The organism is Roseiconus lacunae, from assembly GCF_008312935.1.
GTDB lineage: Bacteria > Planctomycetota > Planctomycetia > Pirellulales > Pirellulaceae > Stieleria > Stieleria lacunae.
Genome location: NZ_VSZO01000007.1, coordinates 304922 through 331730, shown reverse-complemented (window position 1 = coordinate 331730; position 26809 = coordinate 304922). Strand labels below are relative to the sequence as shown.

The following is a 26809-nucleotide window of genomic DNA, read 5'->3' as shown; positions in this document are numbered from 1 at the left end:
CGCAATAACCGGGACGAACGCGTATGGGCTGACGAATCAGACCCGAATTCTGATTTGGAACAGAGCACTCCAAGCAGTATTAAACCGTCGTCGCCCATCTGGGTTCCGCGGCAGTCTCAAGCTTAGCTCGGGGGACGTCACGGTCGACGCGGCTGGCGAGCCTGCACCTGACAAGGAGGCATCGATCCGCGTACGCCACCGAATCTCGGCAACCACGAAAACGTTGGCGCATCCGATGTGGGACGCTGGCTGAGAGGAGACGCTGACTTAGACGCCGACCTGCTTTGGACGCGGTGAAATCATTGCCCATACAACCACAGAAAAGACCGCCAAGAGCAGTAACAACGCCGCGGCTTGCCACCACCTGACGCTCGAACGACGGACAAATTCCAGGTCCAAGGTCAAGGGAGCGTTTTCGGCAACCTGGACGCTGCGTGTGAAGCGGTACACGGTGCCTTCTTCAGGCAAGCTGATCGTGATCGCCTGCGGGGCCGGCTCGGTGCCGTGTTGATGCTGTACCAAGCGGGCTGCGATTTTGTTCAACACCGCGTTGTCTTCGGACGTGTTCCCACGCAGCAAATCGCTCATTTGTTGCGGCCGAAAGTTGAGCTGATTTTGTTGTAAGATCGGATTGATCGCCGCGGCTTCGGTCAGCTGCTGGTTTTCGACCTGCGATTGGACGTGCCGATTGTCTAAATACAAACGCTGTCGCCGGGTGTTGAGCCCTACGATGGCCTGTTGCGTTTGCAAGTTTTCTAACTGAACTCGGGCGTCTTCGTTCGAAGCCGCATCGAGGGCATACTGGTTCGCGACGCTATTGAGCGCCCACGTGGCTTTGGTTTGTTCCCCGGCTTGCAACAACTCGTTGGCTCGGTCGAGTAAACGAGTGGCTTCCTTGGCTTGCGATTTGCGCCGACTACTCATCTTGGATAGGTACGAACCGCGATCGTAGTTGTCTTGCACTTGTTGGTCGACGAGTTCAAGATCCCCGTCGTGATTGGTCAGCTGAAACCCTTTCGGTGCGATCACGCTCCATTGAATATTTTCCAAGGGAACATTCAAGGTTGGTGTTTGAAGTGCAAGATTGCCGACATTTGGACCGGCCGCCGAATAGGTAAAACGCACGTTCGCGTTGCGATCATTGATCCCCGGGAGGACATAGAATTGCCACGTGTTGGTGTCTTCACCTAAGCGGATCGAATTGACACTCTCGCCGTTGACGAAGACGTTGAACAAGGTCCCATTGCCGGGGATTTCGACACTCAAACTGCTTCGTTGAATCACGTCCATAGTCAGGTCAACGGCGGTCAATTGTTGGCCGGTCGATGAAAGCACGGTTGTTAACGTACCCTCGGCAACTCGCAACCGAAGCGAATCAGCGAGCGCGTGACGTTTTACCGATACGGACGCGGACGTCGCCGAATTGGTCACGCGAAATGCGATGGTCGGCGCATTGCGATCGCCAGCAAGACGCAAGGTTTGCGGGACCGCGTTCCAGTCGACACGCTGCCAACTTGATGGCACCGTCTGTGGTTCAAGCTCTAAGCGACCGCCGGCACGAGTCGCGACATAGTAGGCGAGTTGTTTAACGCTGGGAAACTGAATCGGTACGAGTGTCTCGATGTCATCCGTTCGGTCGCCGCGGCGTTCATATTCGAGTCGAAAACTGACGTTACCTACGATTCGTCGTTTGAACTGAATTTCCCAGATATCTGGGTTGTCGGCCGAACGCACAAAATCGACCACTGATTCGCCGTTCGCTCGCAGAGTGCTCATTTCCTCGTCGCTCAGTCCCGGTAGGCGTACCGGCAATGCCCGGATGGAAGCGTTCTGGACGTCGATTTGACCGATCAGCGTGGTTCTTGTTTGACCTTCACGCAAGACGGACTCATGGAGCAGTCGCCCCGTCAACCAAGGATCCAGCTTTTCGATTCCCAGTTGCAAACTCCAATCCTGTTGCAACAAACGAAACGCCAGTGCCCCTCGACCGGCGCCGCCGATCGAACGAGGGTCGGTCTCGGATACGTTTTCTCGCGCGACCGTTCGCAAGCGAATTCCGGTGGTCGGGCGAACAACCAATTCACCGGTCTGACGCGTCGACTCCTTCAATACGATCCGCGGCACTTCCCAATTCCCATCGGTCGCCGGCGTCGCACCGGTCAGCGTCAACGCAAAACTTTGTGGGCCGATCGTTTTTCCGTTGAAGTGCATCACGATCACCCGCGTTCCGTCTTCGTCGATTTCCGACCAATGGTGTAGCGACGGACCGGTAAGTGATTCGATTTCGAACCCATCGGGTAGCGGAAAACTCAGTCGAAACAATCCGGCTCGAGCGATGAGCACGTTGAGCGACGCCCCCAGTGTGATTCGCTCGTCACCAAACGAGAGCACTTGCTTCGTTGTCACACGGACTTCCGCACGAACGGGGGCGACGTTGAGGGAAAGTGTTCCGCCGTCGGCGCCGTAGCGATAAACGCGATGCAAGGTCGGGTTCGCATCCGTCAACTTATTTACATCGAAGTCACCGAGGTTGACCGTGGACAGTTGGTCCGCCTGAATGGACTCCGGTTGAGCTTCGGCACCGAAACCGATCGCCATCAAGCCAACTTGGCCGTTGGCATCCTGAACGAGTAGCGGCGAAAGTTTCAGCTCCGTAGGTAAGGTATCGAGCCCCCGTTGTGTTTGAACATTGATCACAAAGGGACTCGATTGCGGAGGCTCGATAACGACGTTCAGGTTGCCTTGTTCGGCATCGTACCGCCACGAACGAATCGGACCGCTGACGTCACTGACGGTCAAACCCGAGGGCACTGAGATTGTCAATTCACCGATTTGGCCTTGCGCGGTACGAAACTGTAGCGCATGCCGGCCGTCAACGACGCCTGGCCCCGGCAGGTACAGATCATTGCTTTCGACGAAGAACGCACGTTCTTCAGCACTGACGTCTCGTGACTGCGGGCGGATGAAAACGATCGAAGGTTTCGTCCCCAACAATAAATTGGCTCGACTAGAATCTTCCGATTCGACCTTCGCATGTCGGACCGCTGCCGGGCAATCGATTTCCCAGTCATTTCGTTCGTAGTTGACGCTCAGTCGGTGCACCCCAGCAGGGCCTGTCAGGACGGGGATTCCCTCGATCGGTCGGATCGATTCGACCAAGTAACGAAAAGTGGCGGTATGCTCGGTTATCTCACTCTCCGGGGGCCCGTCCATGCCTGCCCCCCCGTCAGTCACCGCCTGCGAATCAGATTCGGTCGATACAGGGATCGTGACCACATAGGCAAGCCCGTCTTTGCCGGAATTCACCTTTGTCACTAGCAACGAATCGCTCGTAAAGTCACTTAGAATGGCGGGTTGCCGTAATAAGACAAACGAGTCGCCGGGTTCACCGGTGAGGGTTAACTTTGCCGAGCCGGCAAGTCGTGATGGCTGCTCACTTATCTGCCAAGTCTGTTCGAGTACATCGAAAGTTTGATGGGAACCGATGTCTTCCGCGGGCGGATCCTGGGCAATCGCAACCGAGGACAGCGAGCTTAGTGAGAACGCAAGCAAGAACAACGTGGCTGGCGATGAAGCGGTGCTGCCCGTTTCATCATCTGACTTTGGCTTAGATGATTTTTTAGAAAACGCCTGAGATCGTCGCTTGATCCAATCAACGGTGGTGCGTGATGCTTCCCAAGCGTGAGAAACAAAGCCAAGGAACAGGATCGCGAGTGTGAGCAACAGGAAAAACCAAGTCGCTCCGCCACCCTGCATCAAGATTCCGGTAGCGATCAAAAAGGGAGCAAGGATGACCATTGTCGCCTTAGCTACGTCGATCCGATCTGACGACGACGCCTGTTCCGGCGGTATCCCTTGTCGGATGCGCTTGCTGAATATCCCGGCGACGAGTGCGGTACCGAGTAAAATCAACAACAGGCCCAGCCATGAAACATCGACTTGCCATGCTGGGATATTGCTAACTTGCAAGACAACCGCGTCTCCGGCTGATAAAACGGGGACGCTCAGTTCAAGCGGCTGATTCGATCCTCCGTTGGCCCAGGCAATGCCGGTCATCAATAGAGAAACAAATATCGCAAGTGCAGTGATCGGTAATCCAAAATGGCGCCGAGTTCCAGGTTGGCGGGACAAAACGGCTCCGACGCCGGCGAGGATCACGACTGATAGTAGACCGATCAGACCATGTTTGGCGATCCAGGAAAAACCGCTGCGGCGGGTGGTCGGTGCGGCGGGGCGAACGGTGCCGTCCCCGGGAACCAAGACGCGTTTTTCATCACCCGTGATTTTCCATTGAGTTTTAAGCACAGGGGCATCGATGCTGGGCAACGCAAGCACCGGTGCGGAAGATTCCACGGTAGGTTTTCCAAGCCGAAGCCGGACTTCGACCGGGGCGTTTGGATCGACGCCGCCGGGGAGAGGAATCAGCGTTGCCGATTCGGTTTTCCGGGCGGTGACTACCTGCCCATCGACTGAAACTTGCCAAAGTCTTACGGGATCGGGGGGCAGTTGGACTTTTAAGCTTCGTTGGCCTCGTGTTTTGACGTAGTACAACACGTCGGTGACCAACTCACCATCTTGCGAGACTTGACTGGTCGCTTCGGAGAACTCAACAATTTGTGGCACCGTGGTTCCCGGTTGAAACCATTTGACGCTCAACTGAAGGTCGAAAGGACGGTCGGTGTATTGCCACGTCCCGAGCGCCGGTGCCGTGCTGAGCAAACGAAACTCGCCGGGCAGTTCTAATGGATCCAAACGCAGTAAATCTTCGCTCGCTTCGATCGTGTTTAGTTCAACTTGCATCGGACTGACCACTTGAACGAATCCGCGTTCACCTTCGACATCAAGCGGCGTAACTGGCGCGGCATCAAATGCACCTTTGTTGTCTGCCTTTTCATCGAAGGTAATCAGTAGGGTGTATGCACCCATCACGGGTTGATGCAATGAAACGATTAAGGTGTTCTCTTCACGTCGCCACGTGCGAACGTCTTGACCATCGACCACTAGATTCCCAAGCTCCGCCGGCACCGTGATTCGCCATTCTCCCACCGGGGCACCGGTGACAAAGTAATTGATCAATGCGCTTCCATAAATCGTTTCTTGGTTGAGCGAATACAAATGGAAGACGTCTGATTGCACGTTTCGCTGCAGCAGTTCGACGCCGGCGGTCGCCGACCAATCGGGCTGCCGGATGCGAAACGCTTGCTGCAGTCCTGGCACTGCTTTGGGGAAATACGATAGCGGTTTTTCGACCAAGTTCGCGGACTGGTCGATGGCAATGCGAATGCCCGCCGATGCGACCACACCGACATGGCCTCGGACCGATTTTGCATCTGGAAACTCGAAACGGGTCAATTCCCATGGTCCCTCGGCCGCCGGCTCGTTTTTCTCCAAAACCAACGAAATCAGTTGCCGCCCACCGACGTCTTGATTGAACAAGACTTTCAACGGTTGGCGTATTCCGTTCACTTCGCTTGATGCGATGTAGTCCACCACGTTGGCCCCGGTGACCGACACGATCGAGTAGTCGGCTGGGATCTCAAACTCCCAGTCACGGATCGGAGCTTCTCGGATGTCGAGTTCCAAGTCCGCCCGAATCACTCGATCCGACTCGGTGACTTCGTACGTGGTCAACGTCGAAAGGTTGATTTCCGGCTGAATTCGGTCGGCGGAAACATTCAGGTCGTATTCGGCAGAGGGAAATCGATAGACGAACGTTTGCCGAGCATCGATCGCTTCGCCGGGGTATTGTTCCGGCGAAAGCTGTGTCAGGCCAAGCAAATCGGTAGGCTCAAGACGTACCGACCCAAGGTTAGTCAGGCGAATGAATCCCGAGTGCCGGATCGCATCGTCGGGTCGCAAACGAAGTGTTTGGATCTCAACCGGAAATGCTTCGAGAGACGTCTGACTCCGGATGACCAAGCGATGGCTACCCTGCAATGGTCGGCTCAGGGTGATCGAAAGCGTGCGTTGGTCGGCTTCTGTGGTCACTTCCCAAGCGAGAAGATTGTTTCCCTGGACGTCCAAGATTTCGCCGGGCCCGTTCATCGCGAGACGCAGTGCCGGCAGTTCGCCCTGCAGGACTTGGTATTCGATTTCATGGCGTTGTCGTAAAAGTCCGGCGCCGATTTGCGATTCGATCTTTGCATTGGTCGCAAAGAATAGTTTGCCTTCGTCGGTCTTTCGTCGTGACTTCCAGCGGAGCTTGACCTGCCCGGATGCCGGCAAGTAGCCGCTCCACCGTTGCCCGTCGCGGGTCGGCATGACCGTCTGGCCGTCGCTGAGAAAATCTAAAGCCTCGCCAAGGCCCTCGATCGAAATGGGAACCACCGCACCGGTCGCGATTCGAAAATCGATCGATTGTTGATCGGTCTCTGGCCCAATGATCGCAGCGACAAAATCAATCTTGATGTCGAACGTTCCCGTCTGTGCGAATGACAAACGGTAGGCCGCGTCATCGTTCGATGAAACCAACCGTAGTCGAAAAGAGTCAGAGTCTGGCAGATCGCTGATCGCGGCTTCACCAGACAAAAATTCCAATTCGGCGCCGGCCTCACGAACGTTTGCCGTGGCTTCGAAGCGAAACGCCATCGAGTTGCCGGTCGGATCAAGGGTCCCGTGTAAGCTTGCCGCGGTCAATTCGACCGGCGGAAGATCAATACCTTTGCGTCGCACAACCAGGCGCAGTACTCCACCGGTGCTGGTATGGAAACCAAGCTGTTTGCGATCACCGCTCAGCGGAACGAAACCGCTAGCTTCGGAGACACTGGTGCGAACGTCCGGACTGCTCGTTAAGGTGACATTGGAATCAAAGCCGACGGAATCGCCCGGAGCAAAATGAGTGATGTCGATTTCCGTAGGTAATGACAAATCTATCTGTCGGATTGTGATGGCCGCCGATACGTTTCGTGGGGCATCAGACAGGTGTAGGTCCAGATAACGCTGGCCGTCGACAGTACGAACCGACCACGCTTTCAGCGTTTCAGATTGCACATCGGCGATCTTACCTGGGCCTTTGATTTCCAGGCTGATCAGTTCGGGGATGCCTTGAACGATGGTTAGGTCGACTTGAACGGTCTGTTCAATCCGGTCCGAAGAAATGCTGACCTGTGCGGCCGTCTTGGCGGAGAATAACGGGGCAACCTTGGGAGCTTTCGCCCCCGCTTCGACGATGATCGTTGTCTGGCCAGAGCGAATTCGTTCATCGCTCGCTTGCGGTTGTTCTGTTTCGCCTTGAGTTGTGACATCTTCGGTAGCATTGTCCTGTGCCGCCGAATGACCACCGGCAACGCAAAAGAAACCACAGACTAGAAAGAAGCTACAAAAAAGCGTTAGGATAAATCGGGGCAAGTATCGCGAACAAGCGTGAAACGAGAACATTGAGATGCTCCAAGCGAAATGACCACCGCGTGCTCGTGTCTTCAGACGGGCATCGGTGGGGGCACGTCGTCACTTTCGCTCGTGATTGAAGAGCGGTGATGACGTCTAAAACGAGTGGGAAAAAGTTCGCAGTCACCCGCTTATCGGGTGCCGCTGATTTGACTTGCTCGGCGAACCATGTCGATCAATTGTCGAACACGATTCCGCTCCATCAATTGCGTCGGCAGCTCGGACAACAGGCCGGTTAGCTGGTCGTAGTCGGTCGTATCGCCGATCGGATCGCCCTTCAATTTCGCCGCAAATAGTGCCGCCGTCGCGGCGACTTTCAAGCTCGGCGTAGCTGATTCAAGCCGAAGAGCATTGTTTTGATAGGGTATCGGCCAATGGTTTTCGATCATCCGGCCGCTATTAAGATCCAAGAACCTGACAGACACGACACCGATGTCACCTTCGCCATCGGGTTTTGCTTCGAATTGATAGATCGCAACGCCGGCTTCCGCGGCGGCCAGTTCCGCCGCATCGACCTGATCGTTACGAAAGTCTTCTTTGTTCAACCGGTGCTTTTCGAAGCCCAGCAGTTTGTACCGACCGACACGCGCGGGATTGAATTCAACCTGTACTTTGACATTCTTCGCCGAAGGCCGTAGTGCACCGGCAATTTGTCGCGCAAACGATTCATCCGCTGTCTCGGCTGAGTCCAGCAGGTAATACCGGCCGTCGCCCTTCAACGTCAGCGATTCTAGAATTTCATCGTTCAAGCCATCGGCACAGATTCCGGCGGCATCGAACGCGATGCCTTGAGCCCGCATCGACCCCACGAGATCTGACAGTCGCTGCGGATCGGCATCGCCCAAATTGACTGCTCCGTCGGTCAGTAGCACGATTCGATTTTGAGCTCGTTCGTCAAAATGTTCCTGAGCCTTTTCGAAAGCTAACCCGATTGCCGCTTCGAGATTAGTACCACCTTGGGCTGGCAATTGATCGAGCAGTGTTAGAAGCTCGTTCGTTTGTCCACCGGCGACTTTGTCGGCAATGAGTCGGGGTTGTCTTGCGAAACTGATTAACGTGATCTGATCTTGAGCGTTCATTTGATCGGCGAGCAGCTTGAACGCACGCCGCAGGGTCTCACTTCGATCGTGCCTTTCCATTGAACCGGAGTTATCCAATAGCAGCGTTAAACGTAGCGGCGTCGTGTCGGTTCGTCCGGTCGATGCCGTACGCAACGCGATCCGCATAAGGTTCCGTTGCTGTAATGCGGGGTGTGCGGCCTGTTCTATGCGGCAAGCGACCCGTTCCGATCGTCTGGGCAGCGGGTCGCCATAGTCGAAAGCGTTTACAAATTCCTCAATTCGGATCTTGGACGATTCCGGCCAAGTGTCTTTCGACAATGCCGCTCGCGCCAACTTGAAAGAGACATCACTAACGTGTAATGAAAAGGTGGAGAAAGGGGATTCATTGGCATCGGTTTCATTCAATCCCTCCGCGACCGGTTTGCGAGCTGGTATCCCTGCGACTCGATCATCCAGCTGAATCCCACGGGCAACATCGGCAGCTCCTTCAGGCAATTTCTTTACTTGCCGGCGCAACAGACGTTGCTGTTCGACGACGGTGGCACCGTTTAATGTCTCTGATAGTGCTTCGAGCTTGATACGACTTTCATCCACTTGATCTTTCTGATCCGTTCGGCCGCGACTACGACCTTCGGCGTCCAGATAAAAATAATAGCGATCGGTTGGCAGACGGTTCTGTGCCAACGCTTGGTTCGAGGATTGCGCGGGGACTTGGTCTGCGAGCTGATCGGGGATCAGACCGAGCGCCGCAGCGTTTGGTGAGTCTTCCGAAGACTCAGAAGCTTGACCGGCTTGACGACCGAACCTCCCTACCACCGCGGGTTCTTCTTCTGATTCGATCAAGATCTTCGGCTGAACCATCAGAAGCGAAGGTTCTTTGCCGAGCATCGGTTGCGTCGGCGATGCGTAACGCAGTTTGGTTCCTCCTGAAAACGACGAGGCGGTATCATCGAAGGCTGGGCCCGATTCTGGTTTCGGTGCCGATTGAGCGATGTCCTCTGTTGAGTCCGAGGGAACTTCCGGCACCGCAAGCTCCACCCAGGCTTGCCCGTTTGTAGCGATCGAATCGCGGTCGCTGATCTCGCCAAGTTGACGTTCCGAGAGTCGCTGCCGTGAAAGGGCTTCTGAACTTGCTTCACCAGCTTTATCAGCTTCCCTCTTACCGTTGGCACTAAGCGACAAGTCGGAGGTAGGACCGCTGACGTCGCCAAGCGTCGCGTTGTTTTGTTGAAAGCCACGATTCAGCCCCCACAGATTCGATTCGCGAACGTCCGACTCGTTGCGTGCGACGCCGCTTCGAAAATATTGTTCGGACGGCGCGGCGTTCGACTGGCCGCTTGGCGGGGAAATCGGATAACCGGCGCTGATTCCGCCATCCATCATCTCGTCAAATCGTGGTTGAGTCCGTTTTTCATACAGATTCATCGCATCGTTGGAGTCGTATCCCATCGACATATCCATGTCCGCGTCCATACCCATCCCCATCCCTCCGACACCTTGATTGCGGGACAGGGTGTCACGCGATGCCCTGCCCGCCGCCAGCGGTCGATTACTTAGATTCTCTGAAAAAGGCTGGTCTTCAGTGATCGTGTCTCCGGCTTGCATGGAGAACTCCAGACTCACTTCACCTTCCGGTTGGCGAGAACTCGAGGGTTCCGAAGACGCCATGAAATCTGATTCCGAATTGACGGCGCCGCCCAACATCACTCGCCCGGTTCTCTCGGGAGTCTTGAGTAACGGAGCAACGGAACGACCTACATCAGTTTTCATCTCGTGTTCGAACATCGGCGAGTCGGCGTCGACGCCAAAAGACTGTACGTTCGATGCAGAGGGAGCCTTGGACGCAAAGTCAGAGACTCGCAGCGATTCTTCGATCGCCTGTAGCGAAGAAACAGAGTTATCGGCGATTGATTCGGCGACCTCTCCGCGGCCGGCCGGAAATTCGACGATCGAATCGATTGCGGCTGCTTTTTCCGCGAGCTCATAACCTTCCGCCTCACCGGCGCTATCAATCCTCGCAGCCGACGAAACATCAGATCTGGCTCCGACGAGCTGCAGCAACGCAAACGAACCGCCGAATCCGATCAGCATGACCGATGCGGCGATGCCGACGGCGACCGCAAGCCATCGTTTCGAACTCGCCCGGTGCCCAGACGTCGCGTCAAATTCGATCGGTTCGAAAACAGGCGACTCGTCACCTTCAAAGATCGCGAGCAGACGTTCGCGACTACCGTTCGGCAGCCGCCATTCGGGACCAGGTATCTCTGATTCGCCTTCGCCAACAACTTCCATCAACGCATGCATCCGTCGGGTTTGTTCATAAAACGCAGCGACGTCTTCACGCTCATCAATTAGACGCAGCAATTCATCACGCTCGAAGTCTGACGCTTCTCCGAGCACCAGCGCAACGACACGCGCTTCGAGAGCTGAATCGAGAGGAGATAGATTGGGTTCGTCAGTCATTAGTTCTCGTCAATCCCGGCCGAACGCAGGCGTCGCGCCAGTTCTTTCAACAAATGATGCAATCGGTAGCCGACGTGGCCGATGCTCAACCCCGTCCGTTCGCTAATGTCGCGATACTTCATGCCCTCGAAGTACTTCAGTGTGACCAATTGGCGATCGACATCATTCAGTTCGTCGATCATCTCTCGCAGTTTGGCCGTCGTTTCCAAACGATCAATGACCGCTTCGGGAAGCTCGTCTGCCCGACCGGCTGGCTCGCCTGTTTCGTCTTCGCGACCGAGTTGTTCACGGCGATGATTTCGAACGTGGTTGTAAACGCGATTACGTACGCTGCGAAACAGCCACGGTTTAGGCGAATCGATTTCGTCCCACCGCTGATGAAGTTGCAAAAAGACTTCTTGCACAATTTCCTCAGCGACCGCTCGACGCCCAATCAAGGCAAATGCATAGCGCAGCAACCCCGCTTCCTCGGCTTCGAACAGGGTTCGTACCGAGGTTTTGTTCGTTTCCTGGTCACCGGACCGGCTAGCTGGCGGTGTCGGTTTCAACATTCACTCTGCTTCTGCTGCATTGGTCGTCCCAATCGCGATCGTCTCGCCTTCGCCCGATAGACCCACGAGCCAACCATTTCTTAGAAAAGATTTCCGAAAAGAACCGTTTGATTCTATCTCAGAGACGTTGCCGAAGTGGTTTGCCCCGCTTTTCGCGTGTTTGCGGGCATCCGCCATCCGCGCGACCGATTAGGCGAATTCACCTTGCGATCACACACCGATACGAAAACCAGTGTGTGATGGGCCTTCAGAGAGGGCATTGGGCGGTCTAGCCAGTAGAAAGCACAGGGTTTCCGTGGCAGTAGCGGAGAAAACTAATCGTGAATCTCGTCTACTTCACCACCGATATCGGATGACTGAGTTTCGACTGGCGAGCGTTTCGGAAAAGCGGGAATTGCCAAATTGTCTTTTGCACACGCGTTGCATTGAAATCGGGTAGACTCTCGGGGGTGTCTGATCCACCACATAACATTTCCGGTCGGACCTAAAGACACTCGTGACTGACGAAACACCTGCTTCTATGTATACGAACGTAAACGTTATTGGCTAACCAAATTTGTTTTCTCGCTCGTAGTGAAAACATATTATGTAGCAGCCGTCTCCGGGCGGCGAATCTGGGGCTACTTTGGGTTGAGTTTCAAGACGGCTGCGATCGTACTCACCGAAACAGACCATCATTGGACTGCTGCGTCCGAACATGAGTTTCGAATTCACACTCGCCTCCCATCTTCCCTTTCCATTTTGAGCATCGTTCTATGTCGCTCTCCCGTTCCCCTTGGTCTCTGCTTGCGCTCCTATTCATCGCTTCGGTCATTGGATGTGGTCATGAAGCCACTGTCGTCGCTCCTGACCCGACTGTCGAAGAAGATATCGTGCCGGGCGGTGCGATGAGCGAAGAGGAATACGCCAAAGCGATGGAAGCTTCGGCACGTCAATAGGCAGAGAGCAAAGCCCATCAATTGGTGTTAGGTCGATAGCGCGGGCGTCACGATCTGCGGCGTCGACTTCATCGTGCCTATTGGGTTTCACGTTCAGTTTGTAAGACGTTCAGTCGCATGCTGCGAAGCTGGACTAGCTGGGCGTGTGCGCAAGTATTACGTGTTCGGCGCGATCGCTTCGAATCGCCCTATTGAGTACGCACTAGAAATTTGAGCTGCTGGTGTTTCGTAACAGTGATTTTGGAAATGGCCGGATGGCTTCGGCCACAATTCCTGTACATCATCCGGTACTGATTCACGACTGCTTATCAATCGAGACACCAAGAATTTTCGTTGGATTAATCACTGGTGCTGAGTTCCGATTGAAACACGTGTTCGAGTCATCGCCCGACGGGCGTTAGCAATCCGATGGTTGCACCGAAACCATGGTTAAAGCCACGCGGCTAATCTTGAAATTAATTTGGAACGAAGCACTAGAGGAATATTCGCCACCTGTTTCGGTTTTTCGCGGTGCCTTTCGCAACATTATGGGTTTAACACGGGGGTTGTTCCATCGCCCCCTTTCATCTTTTTCTTTCTTCCCTCGGAGATTCATGCATGAACTCTTCTCGTAGGAGTGACGCCCGTTCGGCGTTCACGCTTGTGGAATTGCTTGTCGTGATTGCCATTATTGGTATTTTGGTTGGGTTGCTATTGCCTGCGGTGCAAGCCGCTCGCGAAGCCGCACGACGGATGAGTTGTAGTAACAACTTCAAGCAAATCGGTCTGGCCATCCACAATTATCACTCTGCTTTTAAGCAACTGCCTGCTCATGGTGGTGGTACCGGAAAAGGCCTTGAAGCAGACCCCGCATGGTGGAAACCAAGCGATACCGCTAATCGAAAATCTCTCAGTGTTCATGTGGGGCTGACCCCGTATTTTGAACAGCAAGGTTTGTGGGATCATATTTCTAATCCGAGTACGCAAACTGTAAACGGCGATCCCCCACCAGCACTCGGAGGTTTCTGGCCGGCAATGGGTCCGAGTGCGAAGCAGTATTCGACTAATCCTGGCTACATTCCTTGGCAAAGTGAGATCCCCACGCTTCGCTGTCCGAGTGATCCCGGACAAGGTTTACCCGGTCGCGGACGTGTCAATTATGGCCCATGTTTGGGTGACGCCCCCCGAACGAACATCGCGGGGCATTTTGATCGCGCTCAAATGATTCCGAGCACCAATGGCGGTGCGGTCGGGAACGCAAAGGTCCTTCATCGTGGTTTCTTCGCGCCCTACTCGGAGTTTAAGTTTCGCGACGTGAAAGATGGCTTGTCGAATACGATCGCCATGGGCGAAATCGTATCGAACCTCCAAGACAATGCGATCAATGGTTCAATCTCATGGAACTCCGGCGGGAATGGGTTGGACCACTTCCTCAACCCGATGCACTGTGTTGATTCCGATGAAATTGATCCAGAGCGACCTCGCTTCTGGTGCTCTTCATCGAGTACCGGTTGCACGCCTCCGGTTTCAATCGTCAACGGCGAAACCAATGGTCGTGGGATGAGCTGGGCATCGGCTTTTCGCTTGTCAATTTCAGCCGTGTTCACCGTTCGTCCACCGAACAGCGAACTTTGTATCGGACAGTGGGCTGACAACGAAGGAAACTTCTCCGCAAGTAGCCATCACCAAGGTGGGGCACACATCTTGATGGGGGACGGAGCGGTGATCTTTATGACTGATTCTGTCGAAGCCGGTGATCAACGTGCCCCTGGGATCGCTCATGACAACCGCCCTGGTGACAAGAGTCCCTATGGTTTGTGGGGAGCGCTTGGCACGAAAGCATCAGGCGAAGTCATCGAAGGCGCCTTCAACTGATCTTGGTCTAAGCCACGACCTCGTTTGAATTCGATCCGGCGGGAGAGGGAGCAATCCTTTTCCCGCCGTTTCTTTATGCGCTTACTGTGTTATCCAGATGCTTAAATCCCGTCGGTTGATGATTCGAGTCCGAACAATCGGTCTTCACAGAATACAAGAGACGACGTGTTTACTCGTTTGACGGCGATTCCATTTCAATTCGCAGTGTGGGTGGTGTTGCCGTGGGATGGGTGCGATCCGCGAATCCATGAACATAACTTGGGCCTCCTGCCCCAGAAGTCGCCCGTTTTAACACGATCGTGATCAATCCGTCACGATCGCTGCGCAAGGCATCTGCGAGACGTTGATCGTTCATAATAAAACGTCCTTCCGGCTGTGACTGTGGGATCACAATTTCGCCAATCAAATTCACATGATCTTGGTTGATGATGGGGGCGTTGCTGACGGTGCCTGGAAAACTGGCCCACTTACTCGATTCCGAGTCCCACGCGCGTTCAAATTGTTCGTCCAAGACGTAAAACTCAAGCGAGGCATCGGGGACGAGGGATGCGTATCCCATCTCTGTTGCGACTCCATCAAGTCTGAGATGCGCCGATTTAATTTGGTCTTTCGAGAGGGTGGATAGATCAAAGCGAAGGACGATCACGCGTTCCCAGTGCGGTTGGCTTTCGGAGTGTTTCACCAATAACGTGTGCAGCGGACGCGGGAACTCGTTGCCTTCGAGGCGATCGCCGTAGGTAAGAAACAGCTCTTCGCCTTCGCCATCGGAGGAAGAGATATATTCGAAACGACCTTTATCGGGCCGTTCCTCAGTCGCTTGGAGTTGCAGATAGTTTTGGTCGATCACCTGCAGTTGTTGACCGTCTGCTTTCACACTGCTGGCGCCTTTGGCACGAATTTTTTGACCGGTCGCATGATGTCGGATGTCGACCACCCCATCGATGACATCCAACTGTGCGTCGCCGTTACCTTTTACGGCGACGCCAAATTTGGTGCCACGGTCAACAACCGCAGCGTTCGGGGTTTCGACCACAAATCCTTCTCCGCCCGGATCGACCTGACCAATCACACGTCCTGAATAGACGCGACATGCCTTGGTGTTCAGAATCTCAAGATCGACAGGCCCTTCCAGGGTCACCGTTACATTGGGAAATCGGAGCTTGGCGACGCCTGAAATTAATCGCAGTCGTCCAGCCGGCAAATCGGTTTGCAGCGACGTCGGGATCGTGCAAACTCCCCACTGGCAATGCGCGGCCGATTCCAAATACGCAACGCTTTTGGCGGCATTCGCTTGGACACTGGAATAGATCCAACCGCTAACGACGGCAAATAACGTCGCGGCCACTCCGATCAGCAACCATTTGTCCGTCGCCGTACGACTTGGGGTAACCGGGCTCACCTGGTTCAACGGCGGAATGTCTTCGGATTGACCATACCACGCCAGCGTTGCATCGATCTGCGCGTGTTCTAAATAATCGTCAACAAAGTCATCCGACTTGGCCAACAATGCGCTAAATTTCTTCCGCTCGGTTTCGGAGGCGTTCCCGTTGAGACACGCGTCCCGCAATCGTTCGTACAGCTCTCGTTCAGACATCTTTGACTTCAGTCCTTTAACAGAAGCGTTTGATCGACACAGCTATGAAGCGTTGTCCGTATTCGACTTAGCATCTTATAGACGCCGGCAGCCCCGAGACCAACTTTTTCTGCAATCTCATCGACGCTCAGGCCTAGGCCGTAGCGTTGGTCAAGAAACAGACGTTTCCGGGGAGAAAGTTTGGAAATGCAGTTTGCGAGTGCGTCGGCACGACGATCTAGCTGATCGACCGTCTCGCCTTGACGCCGCGCAATTGCAACCATGGTCGCCTCATCGAACAGTGCGGGATGTCGATTCCGGCGTTTAATAAATGCCCTGACTTGATTGAGCGCGACGGTGCAAGCCCAGGCTCGAAAGTTCGTGCCGAGTTCGAAGTTGCTCGATTCTCGCCAGAGTACCAAGTTGGTTTCCTGCAATACCTCGTCAACGTCATGTTTGTTAACCAGCAGTGAATGGATAAACGAATAGAGATGACGCTGATGCTCGGTCAACAATCCAACGAATTCGAGTGATTCGTCATCAGCTTGAAGTGGGCTCATGGAAACGATTGGTGAATGACGTGAACGATCGCGATCGGCGTTAATGAATTAGTTCGTTAAGTGGCAAAGCCGCGATAGGAGATCGAGTTTGGAAAACGGAACTAATGATCCGTCTAGATCAGATGTTTGAGTTCGGCTGATCAGCCGACGGGCGTTCGTTCGCCCCACTGATCGCACCAAGATGGTGGCGAACATCAAGCGGCGAATAACATTTTCAGATGCTGACGAAGGGCTAGAGATTTGATCGAGAATGGCTTCGCACCGTTGAAAGTTTGACGAGAAACAGGTCGGCATAGGTTTTGGCCGTCGTAATCGTACCTAAGTCATACTGCAGGTTACCGTCCACTTCGGCGCCGCCACCATGGGCTGTCAACTCCAGCAGAGCATTCGAGTTTTCAGCATCGACTTCGACAATCGCCGTGTAAAGTAGCGAGGGCTGACCGAGGACCGGGTCCGGCCAGGCGTCGTTCGGATCACCGGCCACATTCAGTTCGACGCAAACAATGAATTCTTTGCCCTGGCCGGCTACCAGCGTGCCGTCGAGCGAATACTGGTGCCTCTCCGTCGCCCCGCTGACGACATCGATCTCGCCATTGGGATCCGTACCGGAGACCAACGAATATTTATGACGCCAGATCGGAAGGACGTCGCCCCGACGTTTTCGAATGCCGTGCACATCGACCGTCTCGCCGTACGACAACTCGTCTTCCAGAAACAATGTTTCAATCATCGTTCCGGTCATCGATTCTGCCCAGACCGCGATCGACGGTAAGCGATCGAGGTCCCGATCGAATCCCAACCAAACGCTTAATTCCACCGGATTGTCTTTGGTCGCGGTGGCCGGATTGGTCGTCCGAAAGATCAACCGGTTGTGCTCGGATGGTTCACCAAATCCTACCAGTGGTGACGCTCGCACGATCTCACGCCGATGTCGTGCTTCATAACTTTGCTTCATCAACCAAGTTGACGGCGCCGTTCCTGTCCCCGTGATGTATAGCCATACTGCCACTCCGCTGAGGACCGAGAAAGCGTGCCAGCCAGTGAATCCGCGAAGACGCAACGCGAACAACTTCTGCAAGTACGCGATTCGGTCGACGAGGTGGAACGTGATCAAGGCGACGAATACAAGTCCGCCACACACATGCAACCTCGCATTGAGCAACGAAAAAGGCAACCAGTATGCGGCCCCGCCGGTGATCAACATCACCGCCAAGGCGAAGCAGAGACTCAGGTTGATGACGTGCCGGCTCAAACCGTTTGAACCTCGATTCCGATTAGCCTCTGAAGTTCCGCGATATGGCGTTGCCCGACTTCACGAGGCGTTGCGCCATGTTGCTTACAGAGTGCGGCGGCGAATCCAGTTGCCACGCCCATTTGAGCACAGGTATTCATCACACGAGGTCCAGCCAGTCCGATGTGCGAACAACTAAAGCAACGGCCTGCCATCATCAGATTTTCAATGTCTTTCGAATACAAGCTTCGAAACGGTACGAAGTAATCACCGCCGGTTTTGTAGAACAATGCCGTCGACAAAAAATCTTCGTCGGCTCCCTTCAACTTGCGTTGGTAGTGAGTGTCGATGTCGCGTCGTTCGACCACCACGGCATCGGGAAATTGGCGGCGTTCGCTGGCATCTTTCATTGTGTAGAGATAATCTCCGATCAATCGACGTGACTCGCGTTTGCCCGCAACATGGGCGACAAACTTGAGTTTCCATGTCGCGTTTTTTGGGTGTTTCTTGGCGTTGGCGAACGCGCCATAGATCGCTCGAAACATGTGATCGCGAATCTGTTCTGCGTCGGCGACTTGATCAAGATCGTTGTCGGAGTATTCCCAGTACCACTCACCGGCGGTTGCCTCGTGTTGTTTGGCAACAGGGGCTGCCCATGGAACGTCCGGGAACGCAACTCGGCGTTGAACACGTTCGGCGTTCCACAGTACGGATGCTCCCATCACTCGCCGGTCGGCAACTTTCGGACTCCACAAATCGCCGTGCTTTTCCCAAGCTTCGTTAAATTCGTCGCACGATTCCCGTCCCTCACGGAAACTGGCGCCGGCCCAATATCCGAGCCAGCCGTCGCCGGTGGCGTCAATAAATACGGGAGCTCGGAATCGATGGATGATGCCGCTTTGCACGTCGCGAGCTTCAACGGAATCGATGCGTGAATCGTCTTTAGAAAGTCCACAGGCGATGTGTCCGGCGAATAGATCGACGCCCGACTCTGCCATCGTTCGTTCGCGTTTGGCTTGATCCTTGATCGCGAGCGAGCTTCCGTTTGGGTAGTGCTCGGTGTCGATCTGGCGAAGGATCTTGGTGCTCGGACCGTGGATGCCGAGGGTATGAACACGGACTTCCTCACTCGCGTTACCGCCGAATAACGGTCGGTCCTGAATCAAGGCGACACGCAACCCTTGTTGCCGAGCGGCAAGTGCCGCCCCGCAACCCGACATACCGCCTCCGACGATGACGACATCAAAATCAGATTCTTCGACTTTTTTATTCGATCGACCAGACAGCTCGTCCTTCCACTGGGCAAGATCGATCAAGTTGTCAGACGGAAGACTTGGTTGAGGTTCTTTCGATAGGAAAATCGCGTCACATCGACCAGCGAAGCCTGTCAAATCTTTTAAAGCGATCTCGATCGATCCGGCCGACTGAATTTCAATCGCCCCTCCGGCTTGCCAATTCCAGTCTTCGTTTTCGACACCGAATTCTGTATCGAGAGTCTCGTTGCCAATCCGCAAACGAAAGCGACCGGGCGACGTCCATTCTCCTGGGCACCAATCGCGGGTACGTACCCAAACATAGTATCGCCCTGATTCGTGAACGTTCACTGTAGTCGTCGCGTCTTTGACCGGTTCGCCAAGACCATGTGCGAGCAGATAACAGCCGCCCATCTGTTGGAAATGCTGCGTGTCAAGTTTCCAGCCGCCAAACGATGCGAACGAACTCGCCTCCACCAAGATTCCATCGCTGTATTGCTGTCCCAAGCCGAGTGCGTAGTCGGGGGCAAGGGCGGAAGTCAAACCAACGCCTCCGATGATTCTCAAAAACGTTCGGCGTTTGCAGTTCGACATTGATAAGGTCTTCGATTCGATCACAGATCGCGTCTCCAGTGCATCACTCCTAAGAACGCAACAATCGCATCACATCGGATGGTGCGTCTTAGCTTTGGGTGGGGATTGGCAGGTGATGACTTAAGAGACGAGTCGCGATGAAATTAGACGTCGAAACGTCAGTTTTTCCAAAGTTTCATTTTTTTGTCCAAATTGCGAAGCCTTTGTCTCTTGAAAAACCAACGACGGCTAACACGGGGACCGTCAGCCCCGTTACCGGAATTTTAGTGACTCATTGATTCATCGAGGTTGAAATGGAAAGAAAGCGAAATCGCAGGGGTTTCACACTAGTCGAGCTACTGGTGGTGATCGCGATTATCGGGATCCTGGTCGGTTTGTTGCTTCCAGCGGTTCAAGCGGCGCGAGAAGCCGCGCGACGAATGTCATGCAGCAATAATTTCAAGCAGGTCGGGATTGCGCTCCACAATTACCATGCTGCATTCAAGCAATTGGTGGCCAACGGCACCGGGCCACAGTGGAATTCGCAGTACCAATTGTCGGCCAACGTTGGAATCATTCCCTTCCTTGAACAGCAAGGATTGTGGGACATGATGTCGAACCCGTTAATGCCCGAAGCGGGCGAAACTCCCAGTGGCGGACGTACCATGCCGAACGGTGCGTGGCCTCCGTTCGGTCCGTATCCTTGGGTCGACTTAAACGAATACGATCCGTTTCAGATCGAAATGCCGACGCTCCGGTGCCCTTCTGATCCCGGTCAATCGCCACTCGGAACGGGGATGACCAACTACGCGTTCTGTCATGGTGACGCGGTCCTGCGAGTTGGTTATCCGCCATCGAATCAATATCATGATCCCGGTGTCTATCGTGGGCTTTTTATGCGAGAGCGACCTCGAAAGTTTCGCGATGTTTTGGATGGACTGTCGAATACGATTGCGATGGGAGAAATCTATACCAACCTTGGTGACCGACACATCGGTGGCTCAGTCGTTCACCGTGACTACTTTCCAAACGACGATTCGATGGGAAGCGATACATCGGTCTGCACGGACGTGATCGATCCGGAGCGACCACAGTTCGTTGCCCAGGGAGTACAGCTTTGGGATAGCGGCGGAACATCTCGTGGCGGTCGGTGGTGGAATTATCATTTGATGATCACAGGGATGAACACCGTCTTACCGCCAAACTCACCCACTTGTGCGATGCAATGGGGAACCGCTTGGCAGTCGGGAATCTTTAGCGCCGGTAGCCATCATCAAGGCGGCGCCCATTGCTTGTTCGCCGATGGGTCGGTGCACTTTATCACCGATTCGGTTGAAGCCGGTAACCGCCAAGCGAACAGTATCTCTAAAAACTTCTCAAACGTCGGTCAGGAAAGCCCCTATGGACTTTGGGGATCCCTCGGATCCATTTCGTCACGTGAGACGATTTCCGAAGCTCTCAACCAATAGCCATTCCAACGTCTCAGCCAATTCAAACCATTCCGGAAACTGATTTAAACCAACAGGTTTGCCAACGCCGCGAGCCGCGATTTTAGAGATGCCAAATACCATGAAAAGAATGATCTATCTTCTTTGTCTTTCCTCCGTCGTCTTTTGCCCGTTGCTGGGTTGTGACAGTGGCAACAACGAAGCCGTCAAACTGGATAGCCCAGAAGGAATCGATTGGGAAGCGATCGAAAACCAGGGTGCGGAAATGAACGAAAGCCAGAGCAAGGGCGAATAGCCGGACTCGTTTTGCCAGCTCGCGGCGCCCATCGTTGAATAGATGGGCGTCGCTTGGCAGCACCTAAAGCGACATGATGTATTTGAACAGCTCGATCCGTTCCCGTTCGTTCAATGTATTTAGTAAGCCTGATGGCATGAACGAATTCTTCGAGACCTTGATCTGTTCGACGTCGTCCTGGTCAATCGTGACAACGCTGGTAGCGGTTTTGACTGTGATCGCGGTATCCGTTTCCGATTGGATCAAGCCACTGACCACTTGCCCATCGGACGTCAGAATCACGCGAGCTTGAAAGTCTTCGCCAATTACGGCGTTGGGATCGATCACATTCTCAACCGCATATTCGATGCCTTTCGTTCGAGTTCCTTCCAACTTTGGCGCAATGCGAGCGGATTGTTCACCGGGTTGATGACAAGCGGCACATAGTTTCTTGAAATGTGCGGCGCCTTGCTGTTGACTGAACGCCCATTTGGGAGCTGCGTTGTAGGCGTTGATTGTTTTGCGGATCTCTTCACGAAGTTCGGCTGAAGATCCGCCCAATCGCCCCCATTCTTTCGACAAACGCTGTGTCAATTGATCGTCGCCCAAATTTGCCATCTGATTGGCAAAATAGGCTGTCAGTTGTGACTTCTCGATTGTCCCAGCGGCAACTTCATCGAGCAAACGATTGGCCCACTCGGGACGACTGGCCAGCAATTCCATCGCCGCGTTCTGAGCGTCCGGCGACCACTTCAAGTACAACTGCAATACCTTGGTCGCAATGTTGGGATCGTCATATCGTGCCAGTAACGGCAATGCCGTGGCCGCAAAGGCGGGCTCGTCTAACAGAGCGACCATCGCATCGAGGTTGTCTTTTCCAGGATCAGCTTCGAGCAATTGAATCGCACGTCGCCGAATATGCTCGTCAGCGGCGCGGTCGATCACGATCGAACGCAAACGTTTGAACAGAATCGGATCGGCAAAGGCCGCACCGACTTGTTCGGCGGCGCCGCGTACTTGATCGAGTGGTGATTGGTACAACAGCGAAGCGACTTGGTCCCAACCCTTGGGAGCTTCGACGCCTCTCATTCCGGACAGTGCATGTGCGAACAAAACAACTAAGTCGCGTTGGCGATCTTCGTCGGCAGTTGCTAGTTCCGCGACCAACACCTCTCGACCGACCGCTGAAGTGCGCGCGGCGTACCAGAGGGAGTTGTCGAAAATCGATCGCACCGCCGACTTTCTAGCGAGATCCAGTCCGCGCGAAACGTCTTGATCGAGCAAAGGAGCAAACATCTGCCAGATTAACACCGGCAAATCTCGGTCGGTGATGGTATCTTCTTGTTCCATCAAATAGGAAACGATCAACCATGCCGAAGCATCATCAACATCGGGGACCGCTGACGCGAGGTACCGCCTGACGAACAACGATTCATTTTTTGCACAATGCCGCGACAACAGTCCACCGATGACCTCCGGATTTAACGACTGACACCCTAGCTGAATTGCCCATGCGCGAACATATTCGCTTTTATCTTGGAGTAAGTAGTTGATCAATTGTTGATCGGTTTGACCGATCACATGGAGCGCCCAGCATGCCTGCAAACGGACCACTTCGTCGGCGCTGGTCAGCAATTTCCGAATCGACGCGATCGTCATGGAATCGATCGAATCCGTTGTCGCTCGTTCAGCCAAGGTCATGCGAGCGGCTCGCGCATGCCAGTGATTGCGATGGGTCAAGGCGGCGACCAATTCCGCGCCGTCGGCTTTGGCATAGTCCACATTCCGCGGCTGGTACGAAGCTTCATACTGCATGCGATACAACCTCCCGTTTCCTCGGTCCCATAATTCCGAATTAGGGTTGTGACAATGTCGTGGGTCATACCAATCGCTGACATAGACCGCACCATCGGGGCCGACTTTCAAATCAACACCGACAAATTGTGGATCATCACATAGCAGAACGTCAGTTCCGGCGTGAACGGTGTTGTATCCGCCAAATTCTCGCTCGTTAACCTGATGATTGATCTGATGGCCGTGGAGGTTCAATGTGAAAAGGTGATTTCGATAGCTCTCGGGCCAATTGTCGCCGAGGTATATCATGGTGCCAACATGAGAGTGCCCACCATAGACTTCGCGTGAACCACGCTTTCCAGCACCACCTTCGCCATGACCGTAGCGAGCCGAAGCGAGTAAGTAGTTTTTCAGGTGGGGCATGCCGGGAAGAGCAACAGAGGAGATATAGGGAGCGTAACCGCCGTTGATTTGATTCCAATAGTGGCCATTTCTCATCACATGCGTCGTCGCGCCCTGGCCCCAGTGACTTCGGCAGTGCGTCATGAACAGCTGCCCATGTTGGTCGTAGTCCAAACCCCACTGATTGCTTCCGCCGTGCGCGAAGACTTCGAATTCGTGTCTGGTCGGATGGAAACGCCAGACTCCGGCCGCGAGATGTTGTCGTTGCTCGTCATTGCTTCCCGGCTTGCCGATCATCGACGTATTGAATACGCCTTGATTGCCATACAACCAACCGTCAGGCCCCCACAAAAGACTGTTAAGCGTTTCATGAGTATCGCCGTAGCCGAACCCATCTAACATCACTTTTGGTGACGCATCCGGAGTGTCGTCGCCATCGTGATCGGCGATGAACAATAGCTCGGGCGCGGCACCAATCCAAACACCTCCGTGACCGACTTCGATTCCGCTGACAAGGTTCAGCCCTTCGATAAAGACCTTGCGGGTTTCGTAACGACCGTCCGCATCGGCGTCTTCTAAAATGACAATCTTGTCCAATCCCTCCCCTTCGGCGCGTTTCTGTGGATACGAATGTCCTTCAACCACCCACAAGCGACCTCGGTTGTCGAACGTGAACGCGATCGGTTGGTGGACCTCCGGTTCGGCCGCTACGACGTCGACTGAAAATCCTTCCGGGACGTGCATCTGGTTCACCGTCGAAATTACATGGGAGCGATCCTTGCCAGCGGATCGATCCGATGGTTGGTTCTCAACGAGATGATGCAGGAGCGGGTTAAGTTTTGAACGCCATGCGTGGGATGGCTCAACCGGGACAGGGGGCGTGTCATGAAAACGAAAATCGTCGAAGTTAAGGTGTCCCCAGCCACCGGCATGTTCATCGACAAGACGCAATTTCACGAGTACGTTTTGATGTTTTGATAAATCCGCCACGACACGCCGCATCTGTTCACGGTTATCGCCGGTCGCCTTAAATAAAACCTGACCGCTGTTATCGGCGGCAACGATTTCGACTCGAGTCGCGTCGGATTCTCCACCCCCGATTAAGAAACTCGCAAACGGCTTGCTGATTCGAAAGGAAGGCGAAGTAAGCGACCCCTTGGCACGATCGCCTTTTAATTCAAAGCCACCGATGAAGAATTCGCCGGATTTATTGCTTGATTGCTCACGCCAGCGATCCGAAATTCCATCACGATCGACCGGCTGTCCGACAAAAGCATCGCCGGTAGATTGCCAACCGTCCAGGTTGCCGGATTCAAAATCGAAATCGAGTGTCGCGCCGTCTTCTGACTTGGGCTGATCTCCGGTCCCTTCCGGTGTTTGTTTTGTCACCGGTTTCGGCAATGTGAATTTGGTTAGCCGATCGGTGGCGCCAGAGCCCAGCGTTTCAAGTTCGATCTGTTTGAATTCAATTTTCGTTTCGCCACCGCTGTGCAACTGGAATGCGAGCTTGCCTCGAAGATCGTGTTCACCGTCTTCGATATCACTCAACTGCGAAAACAACGTCCCGTTGACATAGACATCCATTCGGGGCCCAACGGCAACGATCCGATATTCGTTCCATGCGTTTTCACGAAACAGCACTTGGAACTGATGCTTCGGTGCGAAAGTGTGCGTTCGCCGTGTGCCATCGGCATCGATCATAACGCGAGTGCCTCGTTCGACCAGCAATGCGCGGCCGTGTTCGTCATAGATCCGTCCCAGCCAAGTTTGCCCCATGTCCAGATCGGCCTGATATCCTGAAACATGGTCCACGTTGTCGACTTGGCATCGAATCTGAACGCCACTGTTCGCCCCCGCCGCACCGGTCAGGCGGAAACGGAACTTCAATTCGAAGTCCTCCAATTCGCCACCCTGCCAGACCAACCAGGTGTTCTTTTTCAGACGCGTTCCTGGTGAGATCTCACCCACGAAGGCGCCGTCTTCGATTCGCCAATAGTTGCGGTCGCAATCCCAGTCAGTGAATGTGCGACCGTCAAAGATCTTGCGGGATTCGGCAGACACATCACGAGTCGTAACGCTAACCAATGCCGCGGCAGCCAGCAGATAGAACAGGATTGAACGTCGCAAGCAAGTCATTGTGGCGGCTTCAAGGGGTTGGTGGGGGGAGTGGGCAGTGGGGGTCTGTCTAGTTGAAATGCTCTGTTCGGTCTATCAGCCGACGGGTGTCGGTCTCTGTTAATGCACCGAAACCATGGCGAGCGCCAATCGGCTAATGCAAATTTCAAATGATGACGGAACCCTCGTGAAGCGATCACTTCTAGCCCGGCGAGAGGGTATAACATTGTCTCCCGAATGGATCGCAGCGTCAATTTGCCGGCGAGGGCGGTGACCAAATTGTGACAAACCAATCGCGATGGACTTCAGTTTCGCGAAGAAGTTTGTCAATTTGGTCTGTTTGGAGGTGGTTTTCAGGGATTGACGCAACTGTTGGAAAGGATTGGGGTTTTATCAGTTGACGAATGATCGGACGCGTTTCCCCAAAACAATTGATTGGTTTCCGATGCGGTGTTGCGTTTAGAGTCGCGGCACCGCCGGATGACGCTTTTGATTCGTTCGAGTTCGATTTCAGGTCTCGCCGAATGGCACAAGCCACGGTTACCGAGCGATCACCGGCGCTGACTTCCGTCGGCTGATTGATCATGCATCTGAATTGCAAGAATTGACACACTGCACTTGGACCCGCAAACCAAACGGAGATTGAAATGCAACGGATGTTACGCCGACAGGCCCTCGTGACCGGGTCGCTAGCCTTTTGGATCACCCCGGGGCTGTATGCCGAACAGCTTTTGCTGCCGACACCCCGCTTGACCGAAGGTCCGTTTTATCCTGACAAACTACCGCTCGATCAAGATAACGACTTGATCCTAATCAAAGACAGCACGACGCCGGCGGTCGGTCAGATCGCACACTTCACCGGACGGATATTATCACGGAGCGGGCAGCCGATCCGGAATGCGACAATTGAAATCTGGCAATGTGATGCCAACGCGGTTTACTTGCATTCGGCAGACAGCAATGGCAAGAAGGACCAGCAAGACAAACACTTTCAGGGTTACGGAAAATTCGAAACTGCCTCGGACGGAGGTTACCGTTTTCGAACCATCAAGCCTGTCCCATATCCTGGTCGACCGGCCCCGCACATCCACATCAAAGTTTCACGCGGAGACCGGGAGTTACTGACCACTCAGTGCATGATTCGTGGCCATGAAGGAAACGCCCGCGACGGTGTCTTTCGCAGCGCCGGTGACATTGTTGACCATGAATTGATCCAAGCCGATTTTACGAAGGTGCCCGATTCTAAAATGGACGAGTACCGCGCGGAATTTGACATCGTAATCGGGCGAACGCCCGACGATCGCCAACTTCAGCGTCCACGTAATTCGTAAAC

General features: G+C 54.2%; 13 protein-coding genes. 5 read left to right on the top strand and 8 right to left on the bottom strand.

What is annotated here, in order from left to right; genetic code table 11:
- Nucleotides 1-267 precede the first annotated feature (267 nt).
- The 3 genes from FYC48_RS11300 to FYC48_RS11290 all read right to left on the bottom strand — a co-directional run bounded on the left by FYC48_RS11300 (nucleotide 268) and on the right by FYC48_RS11290 (nucleotide 11461).
- Complete coding sequence (locus FYC48_RS11300; RefSeq protein ID WP_235034202.1) at nucleotides 268-7377, bottom strand: hypothetical protein; 7110 nt, start codon at nucleotides 7375-7377, stop codon at nucleotides 268-270.
- 140 nt (nucleotides 7378-7517) lie between these two features.
- The gene (locus tag FYC48_RS11295; protein ID WP_149496811.1) at nucleotides 7518-10910 is read right to left on the bottom strand and encodes a vWA domain-containing protein; all 3393 of its coding nucleotides are present in this window, start codon (nucleotides 10908-10910) and stop codon (nucleotides 7518-7520) included.
- The gene (locus FYC48_RS11290) at nucleotides 10910-11461 is read right to left on the bottom strand and encodes an RNA polymerase sigma factor (protein WP_230778757.1); all 552 of its coding nucleotides are present in this window, start codon (nucleotides 11459-11461) and stop codon (nucleotides 10910-10912) included. Before FYC48_RS11290 ends, FYC48_RS11295 begins: the two co-directional genes overlap by 1 nt.
- A gap of 755 nt (nucleotides 11462-12216) precedes the next feature.
- Between FYC48_RS11290 and FYC48_RS11285 the strand changes: the two genes are divergently transcribed.
- Together FYC48_RS11285 and FYC48_RS11280 are read left to right on the top strand one after the other, a co-directional pair.
- Nucleotides 12217-12399 carry a hypothetical protein gene (locus FYC48_RS11285; protein ID WP_149496810.1) on the top strand — a complete coding sequence of 61 codons (183 nt, stop codon included), beginning with the start codon at nucleotides 12217-12219 and terminating at the stop codon, nucleotides 12397-12399.
- A 597-nt stretch (nucleotides 12400-12996) separates the two neighbouring features.
- Nucleotides 12997-14253, top strand: coding sequence for a DUF1559 domain-containing protein (locus FYC48_RS11280; protein WP_149496809.1), 1257 nt, complete (start codon nucleotides 12997-12999; stop codon nucleotides 14251-14253).
- A 169-nt stretch (nucleotides 14254-14422) separates the two neighbouring features.
- On the opposite strand, the gene FYC48_RS11275 is transcribed toward FYC48_RS11280, so the two are convergent.
- The 4 genes from FYC48_RS11275 to FYC48_RS11260 form a co-directional block, all read right to left on the bottom strand.
- On the bottom strand, nucleotides 14423-15847 hold the full coding sequence (locus FYC48_RS11275) for an iron dicitrate transport regulator FecR (protein WP_149496808.1): 1425 nt from the start codon (nucleotides 15845-15847) through the stop codon (nucleotides 14423-14425).
- Between the two features lie 8 nt (nucleotides 15848-15855).
- Nucleotides 15856-16386, bottom strand: a complete 531-nt coding sequence (locus tag FYC48_RS11270) for a sigma-70 family RNA polymerase sigma factor (RefSeq protein ID WP_149496807.1) — start codon at nucleotides 16384-16386, stop codon at nucleotides 15856-15858.
- Nucleotides 16387-16618: 232 nt separating this feature from the next.
- A complete protein-coding gene (locus tag FYC48_RS11265; RefSeq protein WP_235034201.1) occupies nucleotides 16619-17638 on the bottom strand; it encodes a hypothetical protein in 1020 nt (339 codons plus the stop codon).
- On the bottom strand, nucleotides 17635-19464 hold the full coding sequence (locus FYC48_RS11260) for an FAD-dependent oxidoreductase (RefSeq protein ID WP_149496806.1): 1830 nt from the start codon (nucleotides 19462-19464) through the stop codon (nucleotides 17635-17637). Before FYC48_RS11260 ends, FYC48_RS11265 begins: the two co-directional genes overlap by 4 nt.
- A gap of 293 nt (nucleotides 19465-19757) precedes the next feature.
- Between FYC48_RS11260 and FYC48_RS11255 the strand changes: the two genes are divergently transcribed.
- Both FYC48_RS11255 and FYC48_RS28130 read left to right on the top strand, forming a co-directional pair.
- Complete coding sequence (locus FYC48_RS11255) at nucleotides 19758-20912, top strand: DUF1559 domain-containing protein (RefSeq protein WP_149496805.1); 1155 nt, start codon at nucleotides 19758-19760, stop codon at nucleotides 20910-20912.
- Between the two features lie 100 nt (nucleotides 20913-21012).
- Nucleotides 21013-21186 (top strand): hypothetical protein, encoded by a 174-nt coding sequence (locus FYC48_RS28130; RefSeq protein WP_200836585.1) that lies wholly within the window; start codon nucleotides 21013-21015, stop codon nucleotides 21184-21186.
- A gap of 63 nt (nucleotides 21187-21249) precedes the next feature.
- Here FYC48_RS28130 and FYC48_RS11250 read toward each other — a convergent pair whose 3' ends face one another.
- Nucleotides 21250-25497, bottom strand: coding sequence for a PVC-type heme-binding CxxCH protein (locus FYC48_RS11250; RefSeq protein WP_149496804.1), 4248 nt, complete (start codon nucleotides 25495-25497; stop codon nucleotides 21250-21252).
- A gap of 626 nt (nucleotides 25498-26123) precedes the next feature.
- Between FYC48_RS11250 and FYC48_RS11245 the strand changes: the two genes are divergently transcribed.
- Nucleotides 26124-26807 (top strand): dioxygenase family protein, encoded by a 684-nt coding sequence (locus tag FYC48_RS11245; RefSeq protein WP_149496803.1) that lies wholly within the window; start codon nucleotides 26124-26126, stop codon nucleotides 26805-26807.
- The last annotated feature ends 2 nt before the right edge of the window (nucleotides 26808-26809 follow it).